The organism is Nocardia sp. A7, assembly GCF_046549215.1.
Classification (GTDB): domain Bacteria; phylum Actinomycetota; class Actinomycetes; order Mycobacteriales; family Mycobacteriaceae; genus Nocardia.
Genome location: NZ_JAJPWE010000001.1, coordinates 1,383,638 through 1,401,865, shown reverse-complemented (window position 1 = coordinate 1,401,865; position 18,228 = coordinate 1,383,638). Strand labels below are relative to the sequence as shown.

Below are 18,228 nucleotides of genomic sequence, written 5' to 3'. Positions count from 1 at the left end.
CTTGTCGGCATGTTCGTCAACACCCTGGTGCTGCGCGCGCGGGTCGACCCGGCCGCCACCTTCACCGAGCTGCTCGGTCAGGTCCGCGAACACGACCTGGCCGCCTTCGCCCATGCCGACGTGCCGTTCGAACGCCTCGTCGAGGTGCTCAACCCGGCGCGCTCGCAGTCGCGCCACCCGCTGTTCCAGGTGATGCTCTCGTTCCAGAACCTGGGCCGCACGACCCTGGAACTGCCCGGCCTCACGGTCTCCGAGCTGGGCATCGACCAGCACATGGCCAAGTTCGACCTGCAGCTCGCACTGAGCGAGGTGCCCGACGACAGCCACATGGACGCCGAACTCGTCTACGCGACAGACCTTTTCGACGCCGACTTCGCCGCCAGGTTCGGCGCCCGGCTGCTGCGCGTGCTCACCGCCATCGTGGTCGACCCCGCGGCACCCGTCGGCGACATCGAGCTTCTCGACACCGCCGAGCGTTCCCTGGTGCTCGATCGCTGGAACGACACCGAATTCGCTGTCGACGCCGCGCTGAGCACCCCGAGCGACGACGATCCGGCCACCCTGAACGCCCTGTTCGAGGCCCAGGTCGCGCGGACCCCCGACGCGATCGCGCTCACGTTCGAGGGGACGAGTCTGTCCTACGCCGACTTCGCCGGGCGCGTGCGTCAGCTGGCGCGCTGGCTCAAGGACGCCGGTGTCGGCCCGGAATCGTATGTGGCCCTTGGCATGCGGCGCTCGATCGACCTGCTGGTCGGCATGTACGCCGTGTCCGCCGCGGGTGGCGCGTACGTGCCGCTCGACCCCGACCACCCGGCCGAGCGCATCGAGCACATCCTCGAGACCGCGCAGCCGGTCTGCGTGCTCACCTCAGGTGAGGGCATGCCCGCGGCCGCCGGTCGCGAGGTACGCATCGACCAGCTCGACCTGTCCGGCCACTCCACCGCGCCGGTCACCGATGCCGACCGGCATCGCCCGCTGCGCTCGGACAACACCGCCTACGTCATCTTCACCTCCGGCTCGACCGGTCGCCCCAAGGGTGTCGCGGTCAGCCACGCGGCGATCGTCAACCGCCTGGTGTGGATGCACGCCGCCTACGGCCTGGCCGCCGACGACGTGGTGCTGCAGAAGACCCCCGCCACCTTCGACGTGTCGGTGTGGGAGTTCTTCTGGCCCTTGCAGGTCGGTGCGCGCCTGGTCATCGCCAAGCCGGACGGGCATCGCGACCCGGCCTACCTGGCGCGGCTGATCGTGGCCGAGCAGGTCAGCACCGCGCACTTCGTGCCGTCGATGATGGCGGTGTTCGTCACCGAACCGCTTGCCGCCAAGTGTGTTTCGCTGCGCAATGTGTTCGCCTCCGGTGAGGGCCTGCCCGCGCCGACGGCACAGCGTCTGCGTGAACTGACCGGCGCCGCGCTGCACAACCTCTACGGCCCAACCGAAGCCGCGGTCGACGTGACCTATCACGAGGTCACCGACGCCGACACCGAGACGGTGCCGATCGGCGCCCCGGTGTTCAACACCCGCCTGTACGTGCTGGATTCGCGGCTGCGGCCGGTTCCGGTGGGTGTCGCGGGTGAGCTCTACCTCGCGGGTGTGCAGCTGGCCCACGGTTATGTCGGTCGCGCCGACCTGACGATGGACCGCTTCGTCGCCGACCCGTTCGCGGGCGGCGAGCGCATGTACCGCACCGGTGACCTCGTCACCTGGACCGCCGACGGCGAACTGGAATACCTGGGCCGCACCGACTTCCAGGTGAAACTGCGCGGTCTGCGCATCGAACTCGGCGAGATCGAGTCGGCGTTGACCGCACTGCCGGAGATCGCCCAGTCCGTGGTCGTGGTCCGCGCCGACGAGCACACCGGCGATCAGCTGGTCGCCTACGTCATCGCGCAGGCCGGCGCGGGCGTCGACACCGACGCGGTCAAGGATGCCCTCGGCACCGCGCTGCCCGTCTACATGGTGCCCGCCGCGTACGTGGTGCTGAACGCGTTCCCGCTCAACGCTTCCGGCAAGCTCGATCGCAAGGCGCTGCCCGCGCCGGTGTTCGCGGCGCGGGTCTTCCAGGCGCCGGTCACCCCGGTGCAGCAGATCGTCGCCGCCACCTTCGCCGAAGTCCTCGGCGCCGGTCAGGTCGGCCTCGACGACGACTTCTTCGAACTCGGCGGCAACTCACTGGTCGCCACCAGGGTCGCGGCGCGCCTGTCGGAGGCGCTCGACATCCAGGTGCCGTTGCGCGCGCTGTTCGAGGCCTCGACGGTGGCCGCCCTTGCCTCGCACGTCGAAACGCACACCGGCCGTGGCGGACGGATCCCGCTGGCTCCGCGCTCGCGCCCCGAGTTGGTGCCGTTGTCGCAGGCCCAGCAGCGGATGTGGTTCCTCAACCGCTTCGACAACCGCACCGCGGTCAACAACATCCCCGTCGCGATCCGCCTCACCGGTGACCTCGATGTCGCCGCGCTCGAAGCGGCCATCGCCGACGTGGTCGCCCGGCACGAGTCCCTGCGCACCTTCTACCCGGCGGCGGATATCGCCGCGGATGCGGTGGACGAGGGCGCCGGCTACCAGCAGGTCCTGCCGGCCGACGAAGTCCGCTTCGCGCTGCAGGCCCAGCCGGTCGCCGCGAGTGACGTGGTGGCCCGCGTGATCGAACTGGCGAGCGTGCACTTCGACGTGACCCGCGAAGTCCCGTTCCGCGCGAGCCTGCTGCGCGTCGACGACCGGACCCACGTGGCCGTGCTGGTCATGCACCACATCAGTGGCGACGGCTTCTCGCTGCGTCCGCTGCTGCGTGATGTCGTCATCGCCTACACCGAGCGCACCCGCGGCGAGGTCCCCGCGTGGGCGCCGCTCGAGGTCCAGTACGCCGACTACACCCTGTGGCAGCGCGAGGTCCTCGGCGAGGAGTCCGATCCCGAGTCGGTCGCCGCGAGCCAGCTCGCCTACTGGACCGAGCAGTTGCGTGACCTGCCCGATCAGCTCGAGCTGCCCGCCGATCGCCCGCGCCCCGAGGTCGCCACCAATGCCGGTGACCTACACCGCTTCTCGGTCGACGCGCAGCTGCACCACGCGCTGACCGAGATCGCCCGCGCCCGTGGCGTCACCCTGTTCATGGTGATGCACGCGGCACTGGCCACCTGGGCCGCGCGCCTGTCCAACAGCACCGACATCGCCATCGGCACCCCGATCGCCGGTCGTGGCGAGCGCACGCTCGACGACCTGGTCGGCATGTTCGTCAACACTCTGGTGCTGCGCAGTGAGGTGGACTCGAGCGCGAGCTTTAGCGACCTGCTCGACCAGATCCGCAGGGTCGACCTGTCCGCCTTCGCCAATGCCGATGTGCCGTTCGAGCGCCTCGTCGACGTGCTCAGCCCCACCCGTTCGCAGGCCCACCACCCGCTGTTCCAGGTGGTGCTCACCTTCGAAGCGGCCACCGCCGCCGACACCGGCACCGTCGCACTGCCCGGCCTCGACCTCGACGTGGTCGACTTCGATCCCGGCACCGCGAAATTCGACGTGCAGCTGACCGTGGGCGAAGCCGCCGACGGTTCCCTCGCCCTGTCGTGGAACTACGCCACCGATCTGTTCGACGCCGAAACCGTCGTCGCCTTCGGTGACCGCTTGGTCCGCATCCTGCGCAGCGTCGCCGAGAACCCCGACGTGATCGTCGGCGACATCGACCTGCTCGGCGAGGCCGAACAGCGCGATGTCGCCCAGCGCTGGGTGTCCTCCGGTGTCGACGCCATCGGCCTGCCGGTCATCCATGACGCCAGCACCCCCGCCGGCTACCGGCGCGGCCTGTTCGGCAACAAGCACACCACCCTGGTGGACCTGTTCGACGCCGCGGCCGCCGCCTACCCCGATCGCATCGCCGCCAAGTTCGGCATGGAATCGCTCACCTACGCCGAACTCGATCGCCGCGCGAATGTGTTGGCGCGCAGGTTGATCGACGACGGCGCGCGCCCGGAATCGCTGGTCGCGGTGATCCTGCCGCGATCGCTGGACCTCGTCGTCGCGCTGCTCGCCGTGGTCAAGACCGGCGCGGGCTACGTGCCGGTCGACCCGACCTACCCGGCCGAGCGCATCGCCTACGTGCTCGAGGACTCGCGCCCCACCAGCGTCGTCCTCGATTCCACCGTCCAGGTGACGGTGCCCGCGCACCTGCCCTCGGTGGTGCTCGACGGATTCGCCGTGGAAACCGGCAATATCGAGGACGCCGACGACGCCACGATCACCGACGCCGACCGGCTCGCCCCGCTCTCGCCCGACAATGTCGCCTACGTCATCTACACCTCCGGCTCGACCGGCCGCCCCAAGGGTGTCGCGGTCGCGCACCGCAATGTGGTGCGTCTGTTCGCCAACACCGATCGCGACTTCGGCTTCGGCCCGCGCGATGTGTGGACGCTGTTCCACTCCTACGCCTTCGACTTCTCGGTGTGGGAACTGTGGGGCCCGCTGCTGTTCGGTGGCTCGCTGATCGTCGTCGACTACTACACCTCGCGTTCGCCCGAACAGTTCCTGGAACTGCTGCGCGTGGAGCAGGTGACGGTGCTCAACCAGACGCCGTCGGCGTTCTACCAGCTGGCCGAGGCCGACCGGAACGCTGGACCGGGTCTGGAACCCCTCGCGCTGCGCTACGTCGTGTTCGGTGGCGAGGCGCTGGAACTGCGCCGCCTGTCGGATTGGGTCGCGCGCCACGGCGACAGCTCGCCGACGCTGGTCAACATGTACGGCATCACCGAGACCACGGTGCACGTGTCGTTCCGTGCCCTTGACGCGAAAACCGTTGCCGCCGCCGCTGGTTCGGTGGTCGGCCGGGCCATCGCGGGTCTCGGCGTGTACGTCCTCGACAACCGGTTGCGTCCGGTGCCGGTGGGTGTGGCGGGTGAAATGTATGTCGCCGGACCGCAGTTGGCGCGCGGCTACCTCGGTCGCCCCGATCTGACCGCCACCCGTTTCGTCGCCAACCCGCTCGCGGGGCCGAACCAGGGTGGTTCGCGCCTGTACCGATCCGGGGACCTCGCGCGCTGGAACCGCTTCGGCGAACTCGAATACCTCGGCCGCGCCGACGACCAGGTGAAGGTCCGCGGCTTCCGGATCGAGCTCGGTGAGATCGAAGCCGCCGTGCTCGCGCAGCCGGGGATCGCCCAGGCCGCGGTCATCGTGCGCGAGGATCAGCCGGGTGACCAGCGAATCGTCGCCTACGTGGTCGCCGAGGGCGAACACGTACCCGACCTCGAGGTCATCCGCAGCGGTGCGGCCGAACAGCTGCCCGCCTACATGGTTCCGGCGGCGCTCGTGCGCCTCGAGTGGATCCCGCTGACCGTCAACGGCAAACTGGACCGCCGTGCGCTGCCCGCCCCCGCGGTGCAGGCGCGGGCCTTCCGCGCACCCGTCACCCCGGTGCAGGAAACCGTGGCCGCGGTCTTCGGCGATGTGCTCGGGCTGGACCGGGTCGGCGTCGACGACGACTTCTTCGACCTCGGCGGCAACTCGCTGATCGCCACCCGCGTGGTCGCCCGTATCGGCGCGGCGCTCGGCGCGACGGTGCCGGTGCGCGCGCTGTTCGAAGCCTCCACCGTGGAAGCCCTCGCGGCACGGGTGGAATCGCACACCGGCGGCACCGCCCGCGCGGCGCTGGTCGCTCGTGAGCGTGCCGAAGGTGAACTGGTTCCGCTGTCGTTCGCGCAGCAGCGCATGTGGTTCCTCAACAAGTACGACACCACCTCCGCCGCCTACAACCTGCCCGTCGCGATCCGCCTCACCGGCGAACTCGACACCGAGGCACTGGCTTTGGCGTTGGCCGATCTGGTCCGCAGGCACGAGTCACTGCGCACCCGCTACCCCGAGCACGGCGGCACCCCGGTGCAGCAGATCGTCGCGGCGGAACGCATCTCGCTGGACCTGCGCCCCGTCGCGATCGATCGGGACGCGCTGTTCGAGACCGTCACCGAGTTCGTCTCCACCGGTTTCGATGTGGCCGAACAGGTTCCGATGCGCGCTCGGCTCTTCCGCGTCGCCGCCGCTGACAACGGCGCGGACGAGTCGGGTTCGTCGGCCGGTCGCACCGAGCACGTTCTTGTTGTCGTCGTGCACCACATCGCCGCCGATGGCTTCTCGATCGCTCCGCTGACCCGCGACGTGATGCGTGCCTACACCGCTCGTGCCCAGGGCACCGCTCCCGGTTGGGCACCGCTGCCCGTGCAGTACGCCGACTTCGCGATCTGGCAGCGCGCGGTGCTCGGCACCGAGGACGATGCCGACTCGCTGATGTCGCGCCAGGTCGGCTACTGGCAGTCCCAGCTCGCCGGGGTCCCCGACGAACTGACGCTGCCGTTCGACCGCGCCCGTCCGGCGATCGCCTCGCACCACGGTGCCACCGTGCACCGCGAGCTCTCGCCCGAGCTCATCGCCAAGCTCGACGAGGTCGCCCGTCGCCAGGGCGCTTCGCTGTTCATGGTCATGCACACCGCCCTCGCAGTGCTGCTGGCCCGGCTGTCGGGCTCCGACGACATCGCCATCGGCACCCCCATCGCGGGCCGTGGTGAGCAGGCGCTCGACGACCTGGTCGGCATGTTCGTCAACACCCTGGTGTTGCGCACCGGCGTGCGTCCGGCCGAGTCCTTCACCGACCTGCTGGAAAACGCGCGCAAGGCCGACCTCGACGCCTACGGCAACGCCGACGTCCCGTTCGAGCGCCTTGTCGAACTGCTCGCGCCCGAGCGCTCGCAGTCGCGCAACCCGCTGTTCCAGGTGATGCTGGCCTTCCAGAACCTCGACCGCACCACCCTCGAACTGCCCGGCCTTGCTGTCTCCGCGCTCGACCTCGACGAGAGCGTCGCCCGCTTCGACCTGCAGTTCACCCTCTCCGAGCTGGGCGAACCCGGCCACGGTGGGATGGCGCTGGCACTGAACTACGCCACCGAACTCTTCGATGAGGACACCGTCGCCGGCATCGCCGTGCGCTGGCAGCGCGTCCTCGAGGCTGTCGCCGCCGACGCGTCGATCACGGTCGGTGCGATCGATGTCCTCGACGCCGCTGAGCGGACCGACCTGGTGTTCCGGGTGGGCGAACCGCCGGTGCCCGCACGCACCCTGCGCGACCTTCTCGCGGCGGCCGTTGCGCAGAACCCGACCGGTCCGGCCGTGGTGTTCCAGGGGACGACTGTCTCCTACGCCGAACTCGACGAGCGCTCGAACCGCTTGGCGCGCTTGCTGATCGCCGAGGGCATCGGCGCCGAGGATCTCGTCGCGATCGGCGTCCCGCGCTCGGCCGACTCGGTGCTGGCCGCGTGGGCGGTCGCCAAGACCGGCGCGGCCTTCGTCCCGGTCGACCCGACCTACCCCGCCGACCGCATCGCCCACATGGTCACCGACTCCGGTTCGCCGCTTGGCATCACCGTCGCGTCGGTGCTGGGCGGACTGCCCGACATCGCACCGCGTGCCGCCGGCGATATCTCGGCCACTGAACCGGCCGGCCTCGCGTCCACGTCGGAGTCCGACCCGACGCTCGCCGGCTCTGCGCCCGCGGCCGGTTGGCTCGTCCTCGATGAGCTCGACCTCGCTCGCTTCGACGGCGGTCCGATCGCCGACGACGAGCTGGTGCGGGTGACCACCCCCGAGCAGCCCGCGTACGTCATCTACACCTCCGGCTCGACCGGTGTGCCCAAGGGCGTTGTCGTCACCCACGCCGGTCTCGCGAACTTCGGCGAGGAGCAGGCCGAGCGCTACGCCCTCGACTCCGACACGCGCGCACTGCATTTCGCCTCACCCTCGTTCGACGCCTCGATCCTCGAACTGCTGCTGGCCCTGGCCCGCGGTGGTGCGCTGGTCGTCGTCCCGCCGGGTGTCTACGGCGGCGACGAGCTGTCCGAGCTGATCCGCACCGAGCAGGTCACCCACGCCTTCATCACCCCCGCCGCCCTGGCGACCTTCGATCCCCGCGGTCTCGATTCGCTGCGCGTCCTGGTCGCCGGTGGCGAAGCCGTCCCCGCCGATCTGGTGTCGAAGTGGGCGGTTCCCTTGGCGGACGGCACAACTCGTGCCTTCCACAACGGGTACGGCCCCACCGAGACCACGATCATGACCAACATCAGCGCCGCGCTGGTGCCGGGCGAGCTGGTCACCATCGGTGGTCCGACGCGCGGCATGCGGTCGCTGATCCTGGACGCCCAGCTCCAGCCCGTTCCGGTGGGTGTCGCGGGTGAGCTCTACCTGTCGGGCATCCAGCTGGCCCGCGGCTACCACGCCCGCGCCGGACTCACCGCCGACCGGTTCGTCGCCGACCCGTTCGTTCCGGGAGAGCGGATGTACCGCACCGGCGACGTCGTGCGCTGGACCGCCGAACGCACCGTCGAGTACGTCGGTCGCTCCGACTTCCAGGTCAAGATCCGCGGCTTCCGCATCGAACTGGGTGAGATCGACTCCGCCCTCGCCTCGCACGAGACCGTCGACTTCGCCACCACCGTCGGCCACAAGAGCACCGCGGGCGCTGTCTCGCTCGTCGCGTATGTGGTTGCCAGGCCGGGTCATTCGATCGATGTCGCCGCACTGACCGCGCATGTCGAGGAGCGTCTGCCCGCGTACATGGTGCCGTCGTCGATCATGGTGATCGACCATGTGCCGCTGACCCCGGTCGGCAAGCTCGACCGAAAAGCGTTGCCGGAGCCGGTTTTCGCCACCGAGGTCACCTTCCGGGCGGCGCGCAACCCGGTCGAGCAGACCATCGCCGAGGTCTTCGCCGAGGTGCTCGGTGTGGAGCGCGTCGGCGTGGACGATTCGTTCTTCGCCCTCGGCGGCGATTCGATCGTCTCCATCCAGCTCGTCTCTCGCGCCAAGGCTCGTGGCGTGCTGTTCTCCCCGCGCAACGTCTTCGAACAGCGCACCGTCGCGGGGCTGGCCGCGGTCGCCGAAACCGCCGATGTCGCAGCGGCTTCCGCGATCACTCTTGCCGAGCTGCCGGGCGGTGGCGTCGGCGAGATGCCGCTGACCCCGGTCGTGCGCTTCATGGCTGAGCGAGCCGGTTCGTACAACCGCTTCAACCAGACCATGGCACTGGAACTGCCGGTCGGCGTCGACCGCGCGGGCATCGCCGCCACCGTCGGCGCGGTCATCGACCGCCACGACATGCTGCGCTCGCGCCTGCACCAGGTCGACGGCCGCTGGGTCGTCACCACCGCCCCCACCGGCACCGTCGACGCGACCACCCGCATCGACCACACCACCTTCGACCCCACCGTCTCCGACGCCGAACTCGTCGACATCGCCGCGGCCGCACTGGACGCGAGCCTGGATCGACTCGACCCGGCCAACGGTGTCGTCGTGCGATTCGTCTGGCTCGAGCCCGTCGCCGGGAATACCCCGACTGTCTCGGTGGCGGGTGCGGATTCCGACTCGGCCACGGCCACCCCGTCCGCCGCGCGTGCGGGTCGACTGATCGTCGTCGCCCACCACCTCGTGGTCGATGGTGTGTCCTGGCGCATCCTCGTCCCCGACTTTGTCGCTGCGTGGGGTCAGCTCTCCGCCGGTCAACAGCCGGAGCTGGTCGCCCCCGTGACCTCCATGCGGGCCTGGGCGCATGCCCTCGCCGACGAGGCGAAGAGCACCGAGCGCGCCGCCGAGCTCGACTTCTGGCGTGACGTCGTCGCCACCCCGGACCCGTTGCTCACCGAGCGGCCCATGGATCCGGCGGTCGACGTCTCCGGTGTCGTGGAGAAGCTGCCGGTCGAGGTGTCCGCCGAGGTCACCAAGGCCCTGCTCACCACCGTTCCCGCGCTGTTCCACGGTGGCGTCAACGACGGCCTGCTCACCGCGCTGGCACTGGCCGCCGCCAAGTGGCGTTCCCTCCGTACCGGTACCTCGCGCAACGCCGCGTCGAACGGTCGCCGTTCGGCCAGCGCGGCGGGGTCGGACAACGACGCGCTGCTGGTCCGTCTCGAAGGCCACGGCCGTGAGGAAGAGGTCGCGCCCGGCGCCGACCTGTCCCGCACCGTCGGCTGGTTCACCGCGATCTTCCCGGTCCGCCTCGACCTGGCGGGCATCGATATCGACGCCGCGCTCGCCGGTGGTCCGGCGCTGGGTCAGGCCGTCAAGGCCGTCAAGGAACAGCTGCTCTCGGTGCCCGACAAGGGCATCGGCTACGGCCTGCTGCGGTACATGAACGCCGAGACCGCCGTCGAGCTGCCCACGCAACTCCCCGGCCAGATCAGCTTCAACTACCTCGGCCGCGTCGCCGACAGCGATGTCCCCGACGCCCTGCGCGGCTTCGGCTGGATCCCCGCACCCGAGCTGGCCGCCCTCGGCGGTGCCTACGACGCCGACATGCCCGCGATGGCGCCGCTGGACGTCAACGCGATCGTCGTCGGCGACAAGCTCAGCGCCAATATCGGCTACCCGAGCACCCTGCTCGCCGAAGCCGAGGTCCGCGAATTCGCCGACCTGTGGATCACCGCACTGGAAGCCGTTGCCCGGCATGCCAATTCGGCCGACGCGGGCGGTCACACGCCGTCCGACTTCGCCCTCGTGCGTTCCACCCAGCGCGATATCGACACCTGGGAGAAGCGCTACCCCGAGCTCACCCAGGTGTGGCCACTCGCGGCACTGCAGGCAGGCCTGTTCTTCCACGCCCGCCTCGCCGCCACCTCGGTCGACGTCTACACCGCCCAGGCGGTCCTCACACTCACCGGTCGCGTCGACGCCACCCGTCTGCGCGCCGCCGCCCAGGCCCTCCTGGATCGCCACGAAACCCTGCGCACCGCGTTCGTCACCGACCACGACGGCAATGCCGTGCAGGTCGTCCTTGACACCACCCGCGTCGCCTGGACCGAACACCACCGCATCGAGACCGGCGAATTCGCCGACCTGGTCGAAGCCGACCGCACCGCCCGCTTCGACCTGGCCGACCCGCCGCTCATCCGCTTCACCCTGATCCAGATCGCCGAACACGAGTGGCGCTTCGTGGTGTCGAACCACCACATCCTGCTCGACGGCTGGTCGACGCCGCTGGTCATGCGCGACCTGCTCGCCCTCTACGCCCTGCACGGTGACGCGAGCGCACTACCCGCCGTCCGCTCCTACCGTCACTTCCTGGAATGGGTCGGCCGCCAGGACCACTCGGTCTCGGTCGAGGCCTGGTCCGACGCGCTGCGCGGCGTCACCGAGCCGACCATGCTGGCCCGCCCCGACGCGAGCCGCGAGATCGCCGCGTTGTCCGACGAGTACCTGTTCGACCTCGACGAGCCGACCACGGCGCGGCTCGTGGCGCTGGCCGCCGACCTCGGCGTCACCCCGAACACCGTCCTGCAGGTCGCCTGGTCGATCGTGCTCGGCCGGATGACCGGCCGCGACGACGTGCTCTTCGGCACCACCGTGTCGGGCCGTCCCGCCCAGCTCTCCGGCGTGGAATCCATGGTCGGCCTGTTCATCAACACGGTCCCGGTGCGCGTGCGGTTCGACGCCGCCGAATCGGTGCGCGAGGTGCTCACCCGCACCCAGGGCGAGCAGGCCGACCTGCTCGACCACCACTACATCGGCCTCGCCGAGATCCAGTCGGCGGCGGGCATCGGTGGCCTGTTCGACACGCTGGTGGTCTTCGAGTCCTACCCGGTCGACGCCGAGGGCATCAAGGCCCAGGCCGCCGACATCGACGGCATGGCTGTCACCGGTCTCGACGCCGCCGACGCCACCCACTACCCGCTGTCGCTGATCGCCCAGCTCGACACCCAGCTGCGCATCCGCGCCGGCTACCTGAGCGAGCTGTTCGACGCGGCCACCGTGCACCGCATCGCCGAGCGCCTGATCCGGGTACTCACTGCGATCACCACGGAACCGACTGTCGCCGTGGGCGATATCGAACTGCTCGACGCCGTCGAACGCGAACTCGTCGTGCGCGAGTGGAACGCCACCGCGCACGAGGTCGACCAGCGGGCCACCCTCGTCTCGATGTTCGAGGCTCAGGTTGCCCGCACGCCGCAGGCCACCGCCCTCTCTTTCGAGGGGACAGATCTTTCCTACGCCGAGTTCGCCCAGCGGGTCTACCGCCTGTCGCGCTGGCTGATCGACCGCGGTGTCGGCCCGGAAACCTATGTGGCACTTGGCATGCGCCGCTCGATCGACCTGGTCGTCGGCATGTACGCGGTGAGCGTGGCCGGTGGCGCCTACGTGCCGCTCGACCCCGATCACCCGGCCGAGCGCACGGAATACATTCTGGCGACAGCGGATCCGGTGTGCGTGCTCACCTCGGGGGCCGATCTGGAGATCGATACCGCGCAGGTCCGCATCGACCTGCTCGACCTGGACGGCTACACCGACACCCGTGTCACCGATGCCGAGCGGATCGCGCCGTTGCGTCCGGAGAACACGGCGTATGTGATCTTCACCTCGGGTTCGACGGGTCGTCCGAAGGGTGTGGCGGTCAGCCATGGCGCGATCGTCAACCGTTTGGTGTGGATGCAGGAGGCTTACGGTCTGACCGAGGCCGATGTGGTGTTGCAGAAGACGCCTGCCACGTTCGATGTGTCGGTGTGGGAGTTCTTCTGGCCCTTGCAGATCGGCGCGAAACTCGTTGTCGCGAAGCCCGATGGGCACCGTGACCCGGCTTACCTCGCCGAGATCATCGCCACCGAGGGCGTCACCGTCACCCACTTCGTGCCCTCGATGCTCGCGGTGTTCGTCGCCGACGCCGCGGCCGCGCGCTGCGACTCGCTGCGCATGGTGTTTGCCTCCGGTGAGGCGTTGCCGCCCAAGCCCGCTCACCGTCTGCGCGAGCTGACCGGTGCCGCGCTGCACAACCTGTACGGTCCCACCGAGGCCGCGGTCGACGTGACCTTCCACGAGGTCGTCGACACCGATGTGGACACCGTCCCGATCGGTGCGCCGGTCTTCAACACCCAGGTCTACGTCCTCGACGCGCGCCTGCGCCCCGTCCCGGTCGGTGTCGCGGGTGAGCTCTACCTGGCGGGCGATCAGCTGGCGCGCGGTTATGTCGCGCGGCCGGACCTGACCGCGGACCGCTTCGTGGCCAACCCGCTGAGCACCGACGGCGCACGCATGTACCGCACCGGTGACCTCGTCGCCTGGACCGAACAGGGTGAGCTGGAGTATTTGGGCCGCACCGACTTCCAGGTGAAGCTGCGTGGCCTGCGCATCGAGCTCGGCGAGATCGAGTCCGCGCTCACGGGGCTCGACGAGGTGGCCCAGTCGGTGGTCGTCGTCCGCGGCGATCAGCACACCGGCGACCAGCTGGTTGCCTACGTCATCCCGGCGACCGGCCGCACCGTCGACATCGAGGACGCCCGAGAGGAACTGGGCAACAACCTGCCCGCCTACATGGTGCCCGCGGTGATCATCGTCCTCGACGAGTTCCCGCTCAACGCCTCCGGCAAGCTCGATCGCAAGGCGCTGCCCGCGCCGGTGTTCGAGGCCGCGGTGTTCCGCGCCCCGACCACTCCGGTCGAGGAGATCGTCGCCGCGACCTTCGCCGATGTGCTCGGCCTCGACCGGGTCGGCCTCGACGACGACTTCTTCGCCCTCGGCGGCAACTCGCTGACCGCCACCCAGGTCGCCGCCCGACTGTCGGCCGCGCTGGAGACCGATATCGGCGTGCGCGAACTGTTCGAGGCCTCCACCGTCGCCGGGCTGGCCGCCCGCGCCGAGACGCACTCCGGTGCCGAGCGCCGCGCACCGCTGGTGCCGCAGCAGCGTCCCGAACGGGTGCCGCTGTCGCTTGCCCAGCAGCGCATGTGGTTCCTCAACCGCTTCGACCCCGAATCCGCGGTGGACAACATCCCCGCCGCCGTCCGGCTGTCGGGCCTGCTCGACCGTCAGGCGCTGCAGGTGGCCGTGGCCGACGTGCTCGCCCGCCACGAATCGCTGCGCAGCTACTACCCCGAGGTTTCCGGCGCCGGCTACCAGGTGATCGTCCCGACCGGCAAGGTCATCCCCGACCTGGCGCCGATCGAGACCACCGCCGACCAACTGCCGCAACGACTCGCGGAACTGGTACGCACCGCGTTCGACGTCACCGCGGAGGTGCCGTTCCGCGCGGCCCTGTTCGAGGTGAGCCCCACCGAACACGTGCTCGCCCTTGTCGTGCACCACATCTCGGCCGACGGCTTCTCCATGGGCCCGCTGACCCGCGACGTGATGACCGCCTACAGCGCCCGCGTGGAAGGCGCCGAACCGGCCTGGCGTCCACTGGAAGTCCAGTACGCCGACTTCGCACTGTGGCAGCGTGCCGTGCTCGGTGATGAGGACGACGCGAAATCGGTGATCGCCCAGCAGATCTCGTTCTGGGGTGCGAACCTGCGCGGCCTGCCCGAGCAGCTCGACCTGCCCGCCGACCGGCCGCGCCCCGCGGTCGCCAGCGGTCGCGGTGCCACCCACACCTTCGAGATCGACGCGAAAACCCATGCGGCACTGGCAGAGCTGGCCCGCAGCCGCGGCGCGACGCTGTTCATGGTCACCCACGCGGCCCTCGCCCTGCTGCTCTCGCGCCTGTCCGGCGAGCACGACATCGCCATCGGCACCCCCATCGCGGGCCGTGGTGAGCGCGCCCTCGACGACCTGATCGGCATGTTCGTCAACACCCTGGTGCTGCGCACCGAGGTCGACAGCGACGCCGGCTTCACCGACCTGCTCGGTGCGGTCCGCGCGAGCGATATCGCGGCCTTCGGCCACGCCGACCTGCCGTTCGAACGCCTCGTCGAGATCATCAACCCCGCCCGCTCGCAGGCCCGCCACCCGCTGTTCCAGGTCATGCTGGCCTTCCAGAACACCGCCCAGACCAGCCTGGAACTGCCCGGCCTCACCGTCAGCGGCGTCGACCTGCCGATCGACGTGGCCAAGTTCGACCTCCAGGTGGTGCTCACCGAGAAGCCGGGCGACACGTCCGGCATCGTCGCCGAACTGATCTACGCGACCGACCTGTTCGACGCGGCGACAATGGACCGCTTCGGCGACCGCTTCGCCCGCCTCCTCGCCGGAATCGCGGCGGCCCCGAACCGCGCCGTCGGCGATATCGCGCTGCTGGACTCGGCCGAAACCGCGCTGGCCGTGCATGGTTGGAACGACACCGCCCGCGAGCTGCCCGACGCGGGCACGCTGGTGGACGAGTTCGCCCGCCAGGCGCTGGCCACCCCGGACGCGGTCGCGATGGTCGACCCCGCCACCGGCGAAACCCTGACCTATGCCGAATTCGCCTCGCGTGTGCACCGTTTGGCGCACCGCCTGATCGAAGCCGGTGTCGGCCCGGAGACCCTGGTCGCGCTCGGCCTGCGCCGCAGCATCGAACTGGTCGTCGCCGCCTACGCGGTGCAGGAAGCAGGCGGTGGCTACGTGCCGCTCGACCTGGACCAGCCCGCCGACCGCATCGCCTACGTCTTGGAGACGGCCGCCCCGGTCGTCGTCCTCACCACCACCCGCGACGGTTTCGGTGGCAGCGCGGCTGACGCTGACCCGCTGACGCTCGTCATCGACGCGCTCGATCTCTCGGACTACCCGGCGACTCCGGTCACCGACGCTGAGCGGATCGCGCCGTTGCTCCCGCAGCACCCGGCGTACGTCATCTTCACCTCCGGCTCGACCGGCCGCCCGAAGGGTGTGGCCGTGCCGCACTCGGCCGTGGTGAACCAGATCCGCTGGATCACCGGCGAATACGGCATCGATGCCGACGATGTGGTGCTGTTCAAGACGCCCGCCACCTTCGACGTGTCGGTGTGGGAGCTGTTCGGCCCGTTGAGCACCGGCGGCCGGATCGTCGTGGCGAGCCCCGACGGTCACCGTGATCCGCAGTACCTCGCCGATGTCATCACCGCCCACCGTGTCACGATGACCTCGTTCGTGCCGTCGATGCTCACCGTCTTCGCGGGCAGCATCGATGCCGGCGCCGTCGCGGGCGGAGCGCTGTCCTCGCTGCGGGCCCTGCTGATCGCCGGTGAGGCGTTCACCGCCGACGCGGTCGTGGCACTGCGCAAGGTGAGCGACGCGGCCCTGTTCAACCTGTACGGCCCCACCGAGTTCACCGTCCACGCGACGCACGGCCCGGTCGCCGACCACGTCGACGGTGCCGTCCCGATCGGTTCGCCGGTCTGGAACTCGCAGGCCTACGTCCTGGATTCGCGTCTGCACCCGGTCGCCGCCGGCGTCGCCGGTGAGCTGTATCTGGCGGGCGCGCAACTGGCCCGCGGCTACTTCGGCCGCCCGGACCTCACCGCCGACCGCTTCGTCGCCGACCCGTTCGCCGCTGTGGCTGACGGCGGTGCGGCGCAGGGCAGTGGCCGGCGCATGTACCGCACCGGTGACCTCGTGCGCCGCGACGAGAACGGCGTCATCACCTATCTCGGTCGCACCGACTTCCAGGTCAAGCTGCGCGGTCTGCGCATCGAACTCGGCGAGATCGAAGCGGCGCTCACCGCGCAGAACACCGTCACGCAGGCCGTCGTGGTCGTGCGTTCGGATGCGCGCACCGGTGATCAGCTCGTCGGTTATGTTGTCCCCGCCGCCGGTGCGACCGTCGAAATCGATGTTCTGCGTACGCATCTCGCCGCGCAACTGCCGTCCTACATGGTTCCGGCCGCGTTCGTCGTCATCGACGAGATGCCGCTGAGCGCCAACGGCAAGCTCGACCGGCGGGCCCTGCCCGAGCCGGTGTTCGAGGCGCGCGAGTTCCGTGCCCCGAGCACCCCGATCGAGGAGATCGTCGCCGCCACCTTCGCCGAGGTGCTCGGCCTGTCCGGCGACCGCGCGGTCGGCCTGGACGACGACTTCTTCGACCTGGGCGGCAACTCGCTCATCGCCACCCAGGTGGTCGCCCGCCTCGGTGCCGCCCTGGATACTCGCGTCCCCGTACGCGTGCTGTTCGAGGCGCCGTCGGTGGCCGCACTGGCCGCCAAGGTGGAGACGCACGCGGGCAGCGGCAGCCGTCGCGAGCTCGTCGCCGGTGCGCGGCCGGAGCAGATCCCGCTCTCGCTCGCCCAGCAGCGCATGTGGTTCCTCAACCGCTTCGACAGCGCGACCGGCGTCAACAACATCCCCCTGGCCGTCCGCCTGACCGGTGACCTCGATATCGACGCCCTGCGCCAGGCCGTCGCCGACGTGGTCGACCGGCACGAGGTGCTGCGCACCGTCTACCCCGAAACCGCCGATGGCCAGGGCGTGCAGGTCGTGCTCCCCGTGGGGCAGATGCCGATCTCGCTCAGCCCGAGCACGGTGGACGAGGACGAGATTCGCGATCGGATCAGCGAACTCGTGCTCGCCGGGTTCGACGTGACCGCCGAGGTCCCGGTGCGCGCCGAGCTGTTGCGCGTCGCGGGCTCGATGGACGGCTCGCAGCCCGACACCCACGTGCTGGTCTTCGTCGTGCACCACATCTCCGGCGACGGCTGGTCGGTGCGCCCGCTGGCCCGCGACGTGATGATCGCCTACGCGGCCCGCTCGCGCGGTGAAGCGCCCGGCTGGGCCCCGCTGCCCGTGCAGTACGCCGACTTCGCCCTGTGGCAGCGCGAAACCCTCGGCTCCGAAGCGGATTCGGCGTCGATGATCGCCCAGCAGGTGGCCTACTGGTCGCAGCACCTGGCGGGTCTGCCCGACCAGCTCGACCTGCCCGCCGATCGCGCCCGCCCCGCTGTCGCGTCCAATCGCGGCGGTGTGCACGAGTTCTCGATCGACCCGACCCTGTCGGCGAGCCTCAACGCACTCGCCCGCGAACACGGCGCCAGCCTGTTCATGGTCGTGCACGCGGCCTTCGCCGCACTGCTGGCCCGCCTGTCGGGCAGCGACGACATCGCCATCGGCACCGCCGTCGCGGGCCGTGGTGAAGCGGTGCTCGACGACGCCATCGGCATGTTCGTCAACACCCTGGTGCTGCGCAGCACCGTCGACCCGGCGCAGCCGTTCGCCGACCTGCTCGCACAGACCAGGGAGCACGACCTCGCCGCCTTCGGTCACGCTGACCTGCCGTTCGAGCGGCTCGTCGAGATCCTCAACCCGGCCCGTTCGCAGGCCCGCCACCCGCTGTTCCAGGTGATGCTGTCCTTCCAGAACACCGGCGAGGCGTCCTTCGAACTCCCCGGACTCGAGGTCGCCGGCGTGCCGCTCGATGTGGTCACCGCCAAGTTCGATCTGCACCTGAACCTGGCCGACCGCCACCGCGCCGATGGTTCCGCCGACGGCATGACCGCCGAATTCGCCTACGCGACGGACATGTTCGACGCCGACACCATCGCCGCCCTCGCG

Annotated in this window: 1 protein-coding gene (running past both ends of the window); it reads left to right on the top strand. The window is 70.1% G+C overall.

The whole window is internal to a non-ribosomal peptide synthase/polyketide synthase gene (locus tag ACLJPD_RS06260; RefSeq protein WP_410870767.1) on the top strand: the coding sequence, 44,181 nt in all, runs 10,569 nt past the left edge and 15,384 nt past the right edge, and what appears here is coding positions 10,570-28,797 — codons 3,524 (complete) to 9,599 (complete); the first codon wholly inside the window starts at position 1. Both the start codon and the stop codon lie outside the window.